Raw genomic sequence first — 15,700 nt, 5'->3', positions numbered from 1 at the left:
GATAATACAGTGTTTCTAAAATAGGCGGAATCATTAAATTATTCTTTATTTTCAAATAAAAAAATCTCCTCTTATACGTATGTATAAGAGAAGATTTTCTTTTTAAAAACTATTTAACTGGTACGACTGAACCCTTCCATTCTTCAAGGATGAAGTTTTGAATTTCTTCAGACGTTAATACTTCTAATAATTTCTTAATTTCTGGTTTTGTTTCGTCACCAGCACGTACTGCAATGATGTTTACATAAGGAGATTCTTTATCTTCAAGTGAGATTGAATCTTCAAGTGGGTTTAAACCATTGTCGATAGCGAAGTTAGAGTTGATTAACACTGCATCGCCTTCATCATTTTCGTACATTTGTACAAGCATTTCAGGTGCTGTATTTGCATCAAATACTAGGTTTTTCGGATTTTCTACTACGTCTTTTAATTCTGCAGCTGTTTTATCAATACCTTCAGCAAGTTTAATTAATCCTTTTGCTTCAAGTAAAGAAAGCATACGACCGTGGTCAGATACAGAGTTTGATAGTAAAATCGTCGCACCCTCTGGTAATTCTTCTAGTGATTTATATTTTTTTGAGTAAATACCGATTGGTTCGATGTGTACACCACCAGCATTTACGAAATCATAACCGTTATCTTTAATTTGCAAATCCAGGTAAGGAATATGTTGGAAATAGTTTGCGTTAAGGTCACCACTATCTAAATCTTGGTTCGGTAGTACATAGTCTGTATACGTTTCAATTTCAAGATCAATACCTTGTTCAGCTAAAATTGGTTTTGCTTTTTCTAAGATTACTGCGTGTGGTGTGTTTGAAGCACCTATTTTTAATGTTACCTTTTCTTCACTACCTGCAGTATTTGAACCTGTGTCTTCTTTTTCATCTGCTCCACACGCTGCTAAGGCTAGTACAAGAACTGATAAAAATAAACCTGATAAAAACTTTTTCATTTGATTACACTCCCTTTTCCTTATACAAAATATGTTAACGGTAATATACCGGAATAACCAAATTGATTAACGTTTATCTGTTTTTGTTGTAATCGTATCGCCAATCCATTGAATGATGAATACGACCACTAAGATTAGAATTGTTGCCATCAGTGTTACATCTTGGCGATTTCGTTGGAAACCATCTAAAAAGGCTAAGTTCCCTAGTCCACCAGCACCGATAATACCAGCCATCGCAGTGTAACCAACTAAAGCTACTGCTGTTACCGTAATTCCTGATATTAGGGCCGGCAATGATTCTGGAATTAATACTTTCCATATAATTGTGGACGATTTTGCGCCCATTGAACGTGCCGCTTCAATAACACCCTTATCAATTTCACGTAAGGCGATTAATACCATACGTGCATAGAACGGTGCTGCACCAATGATTAGTGCTGGTAACGCTGCATTTGCTCCACGGATTGTGCCAAGTAAAAACTTCGTAAACGGGATTAATAAAATAATCAGCACGATAAACGGAATAGAACGGAATATATTCACGATCGACCCTGTTAAAAAATTGACGATTTTATTTGCCCATAATTGATTGGGGCTCGTTAGGAATAATATAACCCCAATGGCTAGTCCAAGAATAAATGTGACAACTGTTGAAATCGACGTCATATAAAGTGTTTCGTATGTGGCTTCCCACATTTTTTCCCAATCGACGTTCGGAAAGAGACTAGTCAACATTTACAATCACCTCCGTTTGAACTTCGACTGTATTTAAGTAATTTAATGCAGCTGACACATTTTCATGGGATCCGTCAACTTGTACAATAAGCGTACCGTACGGGCCATTTTTCGTTTGCGAAATATTTCCGTGTACAATACTTACTTCTACATCAAATTTTTTCACTAATTGTGAAATGACAGGTTGTTCGGTTTTTTCGCCAACAAATACTAACTTTATCAGTTGTCCTGTTGGGTAATGTGCTTTTAACTGAGCAACTGTTTCTTGTGTTTCCTTCGTATCTGTAATTTGTGATACAAACTTTTTCGTAATATCTGCTTGTGGTGCTTGGAATACTTGTAGCACTTCACCACTCTCAACGACTTCCCCAGCTTCCATCACCGCAACACGATGACAAATTTTGCGAATGACATGCATTTCATGTGTGATGAGGACAATCGTTAAACCAAGTCGTTCATTAATGTCGACAAGTAAATCTAAAATAGCATCCGTCGTTTCAGGATCGAGTGCTGATGTTGCTTCGTCACAAAGTAGTACTTCTGGATTGTTTGCAAGTGCTCTAGCAATACCTACCCGTTGCTTTTGACCACCTGATAGCTGTGAAGGATACGCCGTGTCACGTCCTTCTAACCCTACTAATGCAATAAGTTCTTTCACACGAGCATCTCGCTGAGCTTTTGGTACACCTGCAATTTCTAGGGGGAAAGCAATATTTTCTGCTACTGTTCTTGACCAAAGTAAGTTGAAATGTTGGAAAATCATACTTACTTTTTGTCTTGCGTCTCGTAGTTTTTGTCCACTGATTGCTGAAAATTCTTGATTATTCACCTTCACCGTTCCAGATGTCGGCTTTTCTAAACCGTTTAATAAACGAATCATCGTACTCTTACCGGCACCACTATAGCCGATAATACCAAAAATTTCACCCTTGTTAATAGAAAGGTTCACATCTTTGACTGCAGTCAATTCGCCATTCGCGGTTTTGTACTTCTTCGTTATATTTTGAAGCTGTATCATAGCGAAAACTCCTTTTCTCATAATCAATTACGCCCTGGCGTAATTTCGTCCAGATTTTGAATTGTGCTCGCACAATTCAAAATCTGTGACATCCGCCGGAGGCTCTATTTTCATTCATCGTGCCACCTATTGAAGTGGCGGTTTCCTGTAACTTATCGTTACGCTGTCGATATTGGAATACATTTGCTGAATGAACATAAAAAGCCCCTCCACTCGCAAACAAGTAGAAGGGGCCACGTACCATATACGTTGAACCGTTCTCTCATCTGTCAAAGAAAATAGATATTTCTTTGGGTGATTTGGCACCTTTCCACTTTCGTGTTGGTTGCCGGGCTTCACAGGGCACTTCCCTCCGCCACTCTTCATAAGAGTTCGATATTTATTATTTTTAAATATATTTTTTACTTTACCACGCCGGCAAAGCTCAGTCAATCGATTTCTTCAATAATTCGTACAAAAATGGTACGGATTGAAAAGCATAGACCTTTTTGGTTACTTTTCCACCATCACAGACAAGTAAGCAAGGTATACTCTCTATCTGGTAATCATATGCGATTTGCTCCATAAAATTGAGATTTGCCTTACCAAATGTTACTTCTGGCAGTAGTTGCTCCACAACTTCCATCATTTTAGAGGCCACTGCACATGTTCCACACATCGGTGTGTATAAATAAAAGACGTTTTTCACACCCGACTGCACAGCTTCTTCCCACTGTTCTCTTGACCATTCGTCCATCTTTTCACGCAACCTTACAGTATATATTCTTTATGAATTGAGAAATGAGCGCGTAATAAAATCGTCGCTAGCACCCTTCTAGGCGTCGTCTCTACTTCTTTATACGTCGGCATAGTTCGCAAATGTTCTGCCTCTGGATAATGTCTATCCATTAATGCACGTAATTTATCGCCGGAAGCATCAGCATCAAAAAACGTAAACAGCTCGTATTGCTCATATGGATCCAGTAGTTCCTCTAACTGATGAAGCCCAATTGTGCCGTTTGTACAAAGAATTATGACTTCTTCACTTAATATCGGTGCGATACGAAGCTTATCAGATCGTCCTTCAACAATCAAACATTTCCCTTCAAACACAGCGCCCACCCCCATATACACTTCTATCCTCAACTACCTTTTATATAAGAAAAAAACGCCGGAGTAAATACACCGACGCTTTTTTATTCAAACTTAAAGTTATTCTTGAGTCATTTTTTCATATTGTTCTGCAGTCATTAGGTTATCCATTTCTGATGCGTCAGAAAGTTCAACAACAACCATCCATGCTTTATCGTATGGTGATTCATTTACGAATTCTGGGCTGTCTTCTAAATCAGCATTTACTTCTATAACTTTACCAGAAACTGGTGCGTATAATTCAGAAACAGTTTTAACTGATTCTACGCTACCGAATGGGTCGTCCGTTTTAATTTCGTCGCCAACTTGTGGAAGTTCAACGAAAACGATGTCGCCAAGTTCAGATTGTGCGAAGTGTGTAATACCAATACGTACTTTGCCGTCTTCTAATTTTACCCATTCGTGTTCCTCAGAGTAACGTAAGTCTTTAGGTGTGCTCATGAAAAAACCCCTCCATAATATGTAATACAATCAATATCAGTTTGCCATATTTCGTGGGTAAAAACAAGGTTGAAAGAACTTATTTCCAAACTGTGTTAAAATCTGTTTCTTTAAACCCTAAAGTCACCTTTTTCCCATCTGTCACAAGCGGACGTTTGATGAGCATTCCATCTGATGCAAGCAACTCTAACTGTTCATCTTCAGTCATTTCTGCAAGCTTATCTTTTAACCCTAACTCACGATATTTAATACCAGAAGTATTGAAAAATTTCTTCAATTCTACTCCACTTGCCTTCCAATAATTTTCTAATTGCTCCTTAGTTGGCGTTTGCTCCACAATATGAACATCTTCATAAGCAATATCATTTTCATTTAGCCACTTCTGTGCTTTTTTACATGTTGTACATTTTGGGTAATTAATGAATTGAATAGTCATGCGTAAACTCCTCTTTCATCATTTTCCTGTAGTATACCATCTGAACAGGCACAGATAAAATGAAACCCTCAAGCAAGCGTTATCCGTCAATTTCATCACTTTATCCGTCTCTATGCTGAGCTTATCCGTCACTTTTCCGATTCCATCCGTCTGCATACTAAAAAGCCCAGCTACCATATTCAGTAGCCAGGCAAAGTTAGTAATTAAACAACGAATTTCTCAGCGTCGATTAGCTTCACTGAAGCTTCACGTTTTTTCGCGATTAAGTTGTAAGGATTGTTACGTGTTAGTTTACGTAGTGCAGAAAGCGTCATACGTGCCGCATCGCCTTCTACCGCTGCAATGATTGTATCTTTTGCTTCTTTTTCGATTTCTGCAAATGCTTCTTGGCAGAAAATCTGTGTGTAAAGAAGTTTTTGATTTGCTTTTTCAACACCGTCACGAGCAATCGCTTTTTCTGTACGTAACACTACTGACTCCATTGCGTATAATTGATTTGCGATGTTAGCGATGTTGACAAGCACTTCTTGTTCTTGATCAAGCTTCGCGCCGTAGCGTTGTGCTGCCATACCCGCTGCAAGAACTGCAATTTTCTTCGCATTTTTCACAAGATATTTTTCTTGTGCTAAGGCTTCCGTGCCTATTTCTTCAGGCATTAGCATTAGTAATTCTGTTTGAAGGTTTTGCGCTACTTGAAGTAGTGGAAGTTCACCTTTTAATGCTTTTTTCATGAATGTGCCTGGCACGATCATGCGGTTAATTTCGTTTGTTCCTTCAAAGATACGGTTAATACGAGAATCGCGGTAAATTCGCTCTACTTCGTACTCAGCCATAAAGCCGTAGCCACCATGTAATTGCACCGCTTCATCTGCGATATAATCTAATGTTTCAGAACCAAATACTTTTGCGATTGAACATTCAATAGCATATTCAGCAACTGCATCCGCAATTACCTTCCCTTGCTTTTGCTCTTCTAGACTTAGTTGGCTTAGACGATCTTCGAATAAACCTACTGTACGATAGTTTAATGACTCAGATGCATATAATTGAGACGCCATTGTCGATAATTTTTCTTTCGTTAAGTTGAAGTCAGAAAGCTTCGTTTTGAATTGTTGGCGCTGATTTGTATATTTAATAGCCAGCTCTAATGCACGTTTAGAACCACCAACTGTCCCCACACCTAATTTATAACGACCAATGTTTAAAATGTTAAAAGCAATTACGTGACCACGGCCCACTTCACCTAATAAGTTTTCAACAGGTACTTCTGCATCTTCAAGTACTAATGTACGTGTTGATGAAGATTTAATGCCCATTTTCTTCTCTTCTGGTCCGACAGAAACACCGTTATAAGCACGTTCAACGATAAATGCTGTGAATTTTTCTCCATCAATCTTTGCATATACAACAAATACGTCAGCAAATCCAGCGTTTGTAATCCATTGCTTTTCACCATTTAGAATATAGTGCGTACCTTCTGCATTTAGCTTTGCAGTCGTTTTAGCACCTAATGCGTCAGATCCTGAACCTGGCTCAGTTAATGCATACGCTGCAATTAGCTCACCTGAAGCAAGCTTTGGTAAATAGTGTTTCTTTTGATCTTCGTCACCGAAAAGTACGATTGGTAATGAACCAATACCAACATGTGCACCATGTGTAATCGAGAAACCACCAGCTACTGACATTTTTTCAGCGATTAAAGCAGAAGAAACTTTATCTAAGGCAAGACCACCGTATTCTTCAGGCACATCTGCACCTAATAAGCCTAGCTCACCTGCACTCTTTAATAAGCGTACTGAATGCTCGAATTCATGGTGTTCAAGATTTTCTACTACTGGTAGTACTTCATTTGTTACGTACTCTTCTGTCGTTTTTGCAATCATTTTATGTTCGTCTGTGAAATCTTCCGGAGTAAATACTCGATCTAATTCCACATCTTCAATGATAAATCCGCCGCCTTTAATGAAATCCGTTGTTTTTTCTGTCATGATAAATTCCTCCCTAAGTTCTATTATTTAAAATGCTCGATAAAATAACCATCTATAGAAAAGCTTGGAGTACATCGTTCGGAGGCAACCGAAAACAATGAACCCACCAGCTTAACTAGCAAACTTATCAATTACGCCTTGGCGTAATTGCGTCCAGATTTTGAATTGTGCTTGCACAATTTACTCCCTTCAAAATCTGTGACATCCGCCGGAGGCTTTAACAGGATTCAGCAGACTTTTTGGAAATCTATTAAAGAGAATCCAAATCTGCATTCATCTCGCCTCTTTTGGACATGTAGAATTTTTGCTGAATCATGTTAAAATCTCAAATACTCCAGCAGCACCCATACCGCCACCGATACACATTGTCACAACACCATACTTTTTGCCTTGACGTTTTAATTCATGGATTAACTTTAGTGTTAAAATCGCACCTGTAGCACCAAGTGGATGTCCTAGCGCAATTGCACCACCATTGACATTCACCTTTTCTTGATTGATGCCTAGATGACGAACGACTTGTAGTGATTGTGAAGCGAATGCTTCGTTAATTTCCCAAAGGTCAATGTCTTCAATTGACAAGCGTGCAATTTCTAAAGCTTTAGGAACAGCGACAATAGGGCCAATTCCCATCACTTCAGGTGGAACGCCACCAACTGCAAATCCTAAAAACTTTGCCATCGGTTTCATACCTTGTTTTTCAGCTTCCTCACGGTCCATTACTAATACCGCCGCTGCACCATCAGAAGTTTGTGAAGCATTACCAGCTGTAACACTTCCTTTAACATTGAAAGCAGGACGAAGTTTTGCCAAACCTTCAACCGATGTACCTGGACGAACCCCTTCATCCATTTCGAATGTAAATTTCTTCACTTGTGGTTTATTATTCTCATCTACATAATGCTGTTCCACTTCAATTGGTACGATTTCATCTTTAAACTTACCTTCTTTTATCGCTTTTTCAGCTAGCTCATGTGAACGTACAGCGAATGCATCTTGGTCTTCACGACTAACATCATACTGGCGTGCAACTTCTTCAGCTGTATGGCCCATACCCATATAGTATTGTGGTGCATTTTCAGCTAACTCTGGATTTAGTCGTACTGTATTCCCTGTCATCGGAATCATACTCATTGACTCAACGCCACCAGCAATAATTGCTTTTGAGTGGCCTAACATAACACGCTCTGCCGCATAGGCAATTGCTTGTAAGCCTGATGAACAGAATCGATTTATCGTAATCGCTGGCGTAGTATCAGGTAATCCTGCTAGTGCTCCGATATTACGCGCAACATTCATACCTTGCTCTGCTTCTGGCATTGCACAACCTAAAATTAAATCATCGATTGGGCCTGTGTAACCCGCTCTATTTAATGCTTCTTTGACAACGACTGCCCCAAAATCATCGGGTCTTACTGTTGCTAAAGAACCTCTTCTTGACTTTCCAATCGGAGTTCGTGCTCCTGCTACAATTACGGCTTCACGCATCGTTTAAATCCCCCTTTGTTTACATGTACAAATTTAATAGTTCGGTTTCTTCATTAGTTACGAAGTGGTTTCCCTTTAATCAGCATGTGTTGCATTCTTTGTTGTGACAGTGGATCTGCTACTAAGCTTAGGAATGCTTCACGCTCTAGGTTTAATAAATATTGTTCATCAACTAATGTGCCATAAGGAACTTTACCACCAGCAATTACATACGCTAATTTTTTGGCGATTTTTAAATCATGTTCGCTAATAAAGCCTGATTGCAACATACCTTGTGCACCAATTACTAACGTACCGTAACCTGAAGCACCCGTGACAGGAATTTTCGTTGGTACAGGAGGTAAATAGCCTCCTTCATATAAAGCTAATGCCGCTTGCTTCGCATCATAAATTTGGTGATCAGGATTCACTGAAATTCCATCCACAAAATTAAGGAAGTTATTATCACGAGCTTCTTCACCTGATGTCGAAACTTTTGCTGTAGCAATTGTTTCAAATACTTTATTCGCAATAGTTTGGTAGTCTACTTCTACGCCTTTTGGTAAACCTTTAAGGAATTTTTCGTAAAGTGCTTTGTTACCGCCACCGCCAGGAATTAGCCCCACTCCAACTTCTACTAAGCCCATATACGTTTCCATCGTTGCTTGAATATGCGCTGCTGGTAAGCAAACTTCTGCTCCTCCACCTAGTGTCATACCGAATGGCGCTGCAACTACTGGCTTACGAGAGTACTTAATTTTTTGCATTGCATCTTGGAATGCTTTAATTGTGTAATCAAGTTCAAAGATATTATCATCCTGTGCTTCGACTAAAATCATGCCTAAGTTTGCACCTACACAGAAGTTTTTCCCTTGGTTTCCGATGACCAAGCCTTTGTAGTTTGTCTCCACTTCATCTACTGCAAAGTTAATCATTTGAATAATGTCTAAGCCGATTGCATTTGATTGTGAATGGAATTCTAATAAAGCGATGCCGTCACCTAAATCTATTAAACTAGCACCTGTATTTGACTTAATAACGCCGTGTTTTTTCTTATAGCGTTTTAAATTGATCTCTTTTTCATTCACTGGTACTTTTACATACTCTGAGCCATTATAGAAAGCTAAATCACCATCGATTTCAGAGTAGAATGTGTCAAAGCCCTTCGCCAACATTTCTTTTACAAACGCAGGCACTTCAAGACCTTCTGTTTCCATTTTTGCAACGGAATCTTTTACACCAAGCGCATCCCATGTTTCAAATGGGCCTTGTTGCCAACCGAAGCCCCATTTCATTGCGTTATCGATTGCCACGATATCATCTGCGATTTCGCCATGAAGCTGTGCAGAGTAGATTAAAGTAGGGGCAAAAATGCTCCATAATAATTCACCTGTGCGGTCTTTTGCATATGTTAAGGCTTTCACTTTATTTGCTAGACCACGAGCTTGCTTGGCCATTTCAATAGAAGGAGTTTTTAATTTTTTCGTTGGACTGTATGCTAATGTGCCAGGATCAATTTCCAAAATCTCTTTTCCTTGTTTTACAAAGAAACCTTGCCCAGATTTAGCTCCTAACCAACCTTTTTCAACCATTTTTTGTAGAAATTCCGGAACTGCGAATACTTGTTGCTCTGCGCCTGTTGTTTGGTCATAAACGTTTTTCGCTACGTGAAGAAATGTATCTAAACCTACAACATCTAATGTTCGGAACGTTGCCGATTTCGGACGACCAATTAGTGGACCCGTTACGGAATCAACTTCTCCTACTGAGTAGCCACCTTTCATCATTTCCCGAACTGTTACGAGTAAACCATATGTGCCAATGCGATTTGCAATGAAGTTTGGTGTGTCTTTCGCAAGTACGACACCTTTTCCAAGCACGTTTTCACCAAATGTTTTCATGAAGTCTACAACTTCTGGAGCGGTTGTTTTTGCTGGAATCACTTCTAACAACTTTAAGTAGCGCGGTGGGTTAAAGAAGTGTGTTCCCAAGAAATGTTTTTGGAAGTCTTCTGAACGACCTTCTGCCATCGCATCTATACTAATGCCTGATGTATTTGAACTAATAATTGTGCCTGGTTTACGAACGGCATCTATTTTTTCATATAAATTTTGTTTGATTGTTAAATTCTCAACGACTACTTCAATAATCCAGTCAACTTCTTTTAACTTTCCTAAATCGTCTTCAAAGTTCCCTACAGATAGTAGCGTTAAATTTTTCTTAGAAGTAAGTGGTGCTGGCTTTTGCTTTAATAACTTTTGAAGCGCCCCTTGAGCAAAACGATTACGAACAGCCGGATGCGCAAGTGAAAGTCCTTTTGCTTCCTCTTCTTTTGTTAGTTCCTTCGGTGCAATATCCAATAGTAGTGTTGGAATACCGATGTTTGCTAAATGTGCTGCAATCCCAGAGCCCATTACCCCCGAGCCTAAAACAGCTGCTTTTTTAATGTTGTAAGTCACAAGCAATTCCCCCTTATTCTCCCTTGAATGAATAGTCATTCATTTTATGACCAAAAAAATATAAAAGAACCTTTTCTGTTTTTAGTTTAGTTTATTTTCTAAAAATTAGCAATTGTTTTTTTACAATTATTTTCGCAGTATACAACTTTTTTTGTTTTTAACGAGCAAAAACACTACAATACGTAGATTCATCGAATTCACAAACAGAAAACTTTCGGGAAATGTAAAAAATGTGTAGAATGATAAGCAAGGAGAGTGAATTACTAATGAAAACAATAACAACTGCCGAACAATTTAACGAACTGATCGCCGGCGACCAAAAAGTACTAGTAAAATTTTATGCTGGTTGGTGCCCTGATTGCACACGCATGAACATGTTCATCGATCCAATTATCGAAGAATACAATAATTATGACTGGTACGAGCTTAACCGCGATGAGCTTCCAGAAATCGCTGACAAATACGATGTAATGGGAATTCCAAGCTTATTGATTTTCCAAAATGGTGAAAAATTAGCACACCTACATAGCGCAAACGCTAAATCACCACAACAAGTTATTGACTTTTTATCAGCACAATAATAAAAAGAGCTGCATTTCTTAACGAAATGCAGCTCTTTTTTCAAAGGAGATCATTATGCATTGTCAATTACCGTTACAAGGAAAATCACAATACGAAGCGTCCATTTCGCCAAACTATCGTAACTCAGCATGTGGTCCAACTACTATACATGTTATCCTGCAATATCTTGGTGCCCCTACTCCGTCTATTAATCAGCTATACGAGATGCTTGGCGGCACTAAAATTGGCTTATTTAAATGGCGCTTAATTCGTAATTTACGCATGCTATTACCAGCATGGAACGTCCGAACATGTACGCTAAAAGAAGCCCTGCAAGAAATTGATGAAGGGCGCCCTGTTGCAATGCGTTTTGACCGCTATTTCAGCTTACAATGGTGCAATAAAAAATCTACCTATGCCTATCATTGGGTACCACTTATTGGCTATAAAATTCAGCAAGATGAACTCTCACTAATTTTCCATGATAATGGAGGTAGCGATCGAGAAAGTGAAATTCGTCTATCCCGCTATCAAGATAATGTGAAAGTGTTAAGCTTCGTGAAAATTGCTCCTAAACAAGTGAATATAAAGAACGTGCTTGTTTCGAAATTAAAGTGAAGCCCTGCTCTTCTAGTACTATAAACGTCTGTTGTTCGTAATCTTGTAACACTAGATTCGCTAAGTCCGCTTCAATCGGTACACCCGTATGAATTGTCGCAAGCTCATGTGATAATTTCAGCATTTCCATATTGTCACGGATTTTCGTACGTTGTCCCGGTTTTAACTCATCTAATGAGGCAAGTACGTTGTCAATCGAGCCGTATGTTTGAATAAGTGTTAATGCTTGCTTTGGTCCTATACCTTTAACACCTGGATAGCCATCACTCGAATCGCCCATAAATGCCTTCACCTGCGCGAATTGTGCAGGCTCAATGCCGTACTCCTCCTTAAAGCGAGTATCCGTATACACGTCATATTCGGTATAGCCTTTTTTCGTAAACGCAATTTGTGTCGATGGATTTAAAAGCTGCAATAAATCTTTATCCCCGCTGATTACCGTTATATCTGCATCGTTCTGCCATTTTTCAATCATCGAGCCGATTAAATCATCTGCTTCCATCCCTGGAACGCCGAAATTCTGCCAACCAATTTGCGCAGATAAATTTTTCGCCATATCAAATTGAGGAAGCATTTCTTCAGGTGGCGCTGGACGATTTGCTTTATAGCCATCAAATAAATCATTACGGAATGTATGTGAACCCATGTCCCAACAAACTGCCATATGTGTTGGTTGCATTAGTGATTGCGCTGTTAAGACATGACGTACAAAGCCCTGCGCCCCATTTGTTGGTGTACCGTCTGGCAAGCGAATGAAATGACCCATTGCTGCCGAAGCAAAGAATGAACGGAATAATAGTGCCATGCCATCTACAATTAAAAGTTTTGGTTTAGTTGTCATCGTTGAAAATCCTCTCTATCAATCATTCTTGTATTATAGCAAACAATGATTGAACTACGCTGTTAATAGACATTCTTCTTACATGAAATAGAAACAGCAGGCTATGGAATACGTCCTTAGCCTGCTGTTCCTATTTTTTTTGGATGCGCTGATGATTGTCTAGCTGAATACCCGTAAGCCAATTTAAAAATGCCGTTATACCCGTTTTTACCGTTGTTTGATGCAGCTCATCATCTTTTGAATCCGCACAAACAAAATCAAGGTGACGTACCCCTTCATTTTCACCAATCAGTTTTAATATATCAAATAATTCATATGCTGTTAAACCACCTGGAGCGGCGGCCGACACATCTGGTACGAATGGATTATCGAGCACATCTAAATCCACCGATACGTAAATACGATCTACCTCATACATAAGCTGACGTAGTATTTCACGTACCGTTAACTGAAGGCCATCTCGACGCATTTGCTTTAGAGTAATCATATGTACCCCTTGCTCACGCGCATAATGTATCATTTCTGGCGAATTAAAAAAGCCGTGCAAACCAAGATTATAAATATGCTTCCCTTCTACGATGCCTGCCTCAACCAACTGATGCATTGGCGATTTATTGCCTAGTCCGGCTTCCTCACTGTTGTGCACATCTAAATGTGTATCAAGTTGAATAATACCGATTCGCTCTTGTGGATGGGCATTTTTAATGCCGCGTAGTGAACAGGCAGTCATCCAATGGTCTCCTCCAATTAAGCATGTAAAGCTTTTGGGGTACGTCACACACAAATTTTCAGCCGCCGCTTCTACTGCAGAATGAGACAGCATTTTATCAGTAGGGTGAATGGCTACATCTCCAATATCCACAACTGATAATGCACGTAAGTTTATTTGTTCGTCTAAATTATAGGATTGGAAATTTGGCCAAGCACGACGAAAAGCATTTGGGTACTGCGCTGTTTTCGTTATGTCGTTTGTATACGATAACAATGAACCGTATACGATTACATCCACGTCACTTGGATGTGGTTTTTCTTTCTGCTTAATCCATTGATGTAAGCCTGAGCCTTTGCTTTCTTCCCAACAACATTGCGGCTTTATGAACATATTAACCGACCACCTTCACACCATTTTTCCATACTGTTTTCACATGGTTAACACCAAAGATATAATGCAACTTTTGGTGATTATGCACATCCCATAATACTAAATCCGCTTGCTTCCCCACCTCAATTGAACCAACACGATCTTCAATTTGTAGTGCGCAAGCCGCATTATAGGTTGCAGCACACAAGCTTTCTGCCGGTGTCATTTTCATCATAATACACGCTAAATTCATAACCAGCGGCATTGAAATAGTAGGCGATGAGCCTGGATTACAATCTGTTGAGATAGCGACAGGTACACCCGCATCAATAATATCTCGCGCACGTGCGGGTTTCTCACCTAAATACAGCGCAGTCGCCGGCAATAGGCATGCTATCACACCAGCTTTTGCAAGCTCCGCAATCCCCTCATCTGATACCTTCAGTAAATGCTCCGCCGAAATAGCGCCAACTTTTGCTGCCACGTGTGCCCCTTGATTCTCTTCAATTTCATCTGCGTGAATTTTAGGAATCAGTCCATGTGCCTTACCAGCCTGTAAAATACGTTCGGACTGTTCCGGTGTAAAGACATCCACCTCACAGAAAACGTCAATGAACTTTGCTAAGCCCTCTTGTACGACAGCAGGAATCATCTCTTCAATAACTAAATCGACATATGCATCTGGGTTGCCCTGATATTCTTCTGGTACTGCATGTGCACCCATAAATGTCGGTATAATGTCAACTGGATGCTTTTTATGTAATCTTTGCATGACACGTAATTGCTTGAGCTCATTTTCTAAATCTAATCCGTAACCGCTTTTACTTTCTAGCGTTGTCACTCCATGCTGTAAAAATAAGTCTAGGCGCCTTGCCGTCTGATTGAAAATATGCTCCTCTGATAATGTGCGCATTTTTCGCGTTGTCGCATGAATACCTCCCCCAGCATTCATGATATCCATATAGCTAGCACCCTCCATACGCATTTCAAACTCATTCTCACGACTTCCACCGAATACCACATGTGTATGTGGATCAATTAGTCCTGGTGTCACAATTTTACCCGTCGCATCCACAATCTCTGCCTCTTTTGCCCGTGATAAATATCTCATGATCATTTGGCGCGTTGTGCCGACATCCTGAATAATACCGTTCTCAATCCAAACACTTCCACCTTCAATAATGCCTAACTCTCTCATCTCTTCCCGGACACGCGGCCCCTTTTTCTTACTTGAAAGGGTCACTAACTGTGAAATATTTTGAATCCAAATTGGTTTTTGTGTCATCTCCGTCATCCATAACTCCCCCATTTGTTTCTTATGCTAAACACTATACTTTTGTAACTAACAATTTCGGCATCTCCCATTAAATTCCCTCTTATTCACATAAACTTTTCTCGAAACGTAAAAAAACAATAACATTTCTAATGTAGAAATGTTATTGCCCGCAAAGCATCGCTACTTCTAGCATGGAGTAGCTTTGAAAATTTTAATCTTTTAGAGATACTTTGTGATACTGCAATAATTTCTCAAGCATCGCTAGATTTCCACCCGTATTCTTGCCAAAATTACGGGGATGCCACCATAAATGATAATAAGCCCCCTCCTCGGCCGCCCCATGCATCCCCACCTTAATGCGCTTTATTTTTAAGTGTTCTAACCCACTGAACAAAGCACAATAAGGTCTTAGAAAAGCACTTGATTGAACATGAATGAATGGCTCTTTTTACAGATCCGCAAGTCACATAATATGATATCCAGAGATATTCAAGTAAGTACCCAGCCATTTAGCAATCTTGAGTTGCATATTTTCTTTCGCAAATTTTGTTACCTTGTATAATATATGTTCTTCATTCCCACGATAACACAAAAGTCCAGCTTCTAAACAAGCAGTAAAATACTACATGTTCGCTTGGTTACGTGGAAAAACGATAGACTTGATTTCCGCTATTTGATCGTCAGTAATGACTAGCC

At 39.5% G+C, this 15,700-nt stretch carries 15 protein-coding genes and 1 riboswitch; of the genes, 2 read left to right on the top strand and 13 right to left on the bottom strand.

The features are described 5' to 3' along the window. Positions 1-109: 109 nt before the first annotated feature. From AEA09_RS01785 to AEA09_RS01735, 10 genes are all read right to left on the bottom strand, one after another. Positions 110-952: a MetQ/NlpA family ABC transporter substrate-binding protein gene (locus AEA09_RS01785; RefSeq protein WP_053582207.1), complete on the bottom strand. Its 843-nt coding sequence runs from the start codon at positions 950-952 to the stop codon at positions 110-112. Positions 953-1,018: 66 nt separating this feature from the next. Next, complete coding sequence (locus tag AEA09_RS01780; protein WP_053582206.1) at positions 1,019-1,687, bottom strand: methionine ABC transporter permease; 669 nt, start codon at positions 1,685-1,687, stop codon at positions 1,019-1,021. Further along, positions 1,677-2,705: a methionine ABC transporter ATP-binding protein gene (locus tag AEA09_RS01775; protein ID WP_053582205.1), complete on the bottom strand. Its 1,029-nt coding sequence runs from the start codon at positions 2,703-2,705 to the stop codon at positions 1,677-1,679. The genes AEA09_RS01780 and AEA09_RS01775 overlap by 11 nt, the downstream gene beginning before the upstream one ends. 259 nt (positions 2,706-2,964) lie before the next feature. Then, positions 2,965-3,076, bottom strand: a riboswitch (SAM riboswitch). 53 nt (positions 3,077-3,129) lie between these two features. Then, on the bottom strand, positions 3,130-3,441 hold the full coding sequence (locus AEA09_RS01765; RefSeq protein ID WP_053582203.1) for a thioredoxin family protein: 312 nt from the start codon (positions 3,439-3,441) through the stop codon (positions 3,130-3,132). A 14-nt stretch (positions 3,442-3,455) separates the two neighbouring features. Next, entirely contained in the window at positions 3,456-3,797 is a 342-nt protein-coding gene (locus tag AEA09_RS01760) for a toprim domain-containing protein (RefSeq protein ID WP_082332530.1), read from the bottom strand. 99 nt (positions 3,798-3,896) lie between these two features. Continuing rightward, positions 3,897-4,277: a glycine cleavage system protein GcvH gene (gene gcvH, locus AEA09_RS01755; protein WP_053582201.1), complete on the bottom strand. Its 381-nt coding sequence runs from the start codon at positions 4,275-4,277 to the stop codon at positions 3,897-3,899. Between the two features lie 79 nt (positions 4,278-4,356). After that, the gene (locus tag AEA09_RS01750; RefSeq protein ID WP_053582200.1) at positions 4,357-4,713 is read right to left on the bottom strand and encodes an arsenate reductase family protein; all 357 of its coding nucleotides are present in this window, start codon (positions 4,711-4,713) and stop codon (positions 4,357-4,359) included. Positions 4,714-4,916: 203 nt separating this feature from the next. Further along, positions 4,917-6,701, bottom strand: coding sequence for an acyl-CoA dehydrogenase family protein (locus AEA09_RS01745; RefSeq protein ID WP_053582199.1), 1,785 nt, complete (start codon positions 6,699-6,701; stop codon positions 4,917-4,919). A gap of 312 nt (positions 6,702-7,013) precedes the next feature. Next, positions 7,014-8,189, bottom strand: coding sequence for an acetyl-CoA C-acetyltransferase (locus AEA09_RS01740; RefSeq protein WP_053582198.1), 1,176 nt, complete (start codon positions 8,187-8,189; stop codon positions 7,014-7,016). Positions 8,190-8,242: 53 nt separating this feature from the next. After that, positions 8,243-10,627: a 3-hydroxyacyl-CoA dehydrogenase/enoyl-CoA hydratase family protein gene (locus AEA09_RS01735; RefSeq protein WP_053582197.1), complete on the bottom strand. Its 2,385-nt coding sequence runs from the start codon at positions 10,625-10,627 to the stop codon at positions 8,243-8,245. Positions 10,628-10,893: 266 nt separating this feature from the next. On the opposite strand from AEA09_RS01735, the gene AEA09_RS01730 reads away from it, so the two are divergent. Together AEA09_RS01730 and AEA09_RS01725 are read left to right on the top strand one after the other, a co-directional pair. Continuing rightward, positions 10,894-11,208 (top strand): thioredoxin family protein, encoded by a 315-nt coding sequence (locus AEA09_RS01730; RefSeq protein WP_053582196.1) that lies wholly within the window; start codon positions 10,894-10,896, stop codon positions 11,206-11,208. A gap of 55 nt (positions 11,209-11,263) precedes the next feature. Next, positions 11,264-11,806, top strand: coding sequence for a C39 family peptidase (locus tag AEA09_RS01725; RefSeq protein WP_053582195.1), 543 nt, complete (start codon positions 11,264-11,266; stop codon positions 11,804-11,806). Here the strand turns inward: AEA09_RS01725 and AEA09_RS01720 are convergent. From AEA09_RS01720 to hutI, 3 genes are all read right to left on the bottom strand, one after another. After that, entirely contained in the window at positions 11,760-12,647 is an 888-nt protein-coding gene (locus tag AEA09_RS01720; RefSeq protein ID WP_053582194.1) for a 5'-3' exonuclease, read from the bottom strand. The two genes, AEA09_RS01725 and AEA09_RS01720, sit on opposite strands and share 47 nt — an antisense overlap. A 130-nt stretch (positions 12,648-12,777) precedes the next feature. Continuing rightward, positions 12,778-13,749, bottom strand: coding sequence for an agmatinase family protein (locus tag AEA09_RS01715; RefSeq protein WP_053582193.1), 972 nt, complete (start codon positions 13,747-13,749; stop codon positions 12,778-12,780). Between the two features lies 1 nt (position 13,750). Continuing rightward, complete coding sequence (gene hutI / locus AEA09_RS01710) at positions 13,751-15,013, bottom strand: imidazolonepropionase (protein ID WP_053582294.1); 1,263 nt, start codon at positions 15,011-15,013, stop codon at positions 13,751-13,753. Between the last annotated feature and the right edge of the window lie 687 nt (positions 15,014-15,700).

This window comes from Lysinibacillus contaminans (genome assembly GCF_001278945.1).
GTDB classification, from domain to species: Bacteria; Bacillota; Bacilli; order Bacillales_A; family Planococcaceae; genus Lysinibacillus; species Lysinibacillus contaminans.
Note: the sequence above shows the minus strand (reverse complement) of the source record. Positions and strands in the feature narration are given on the sequence as shown.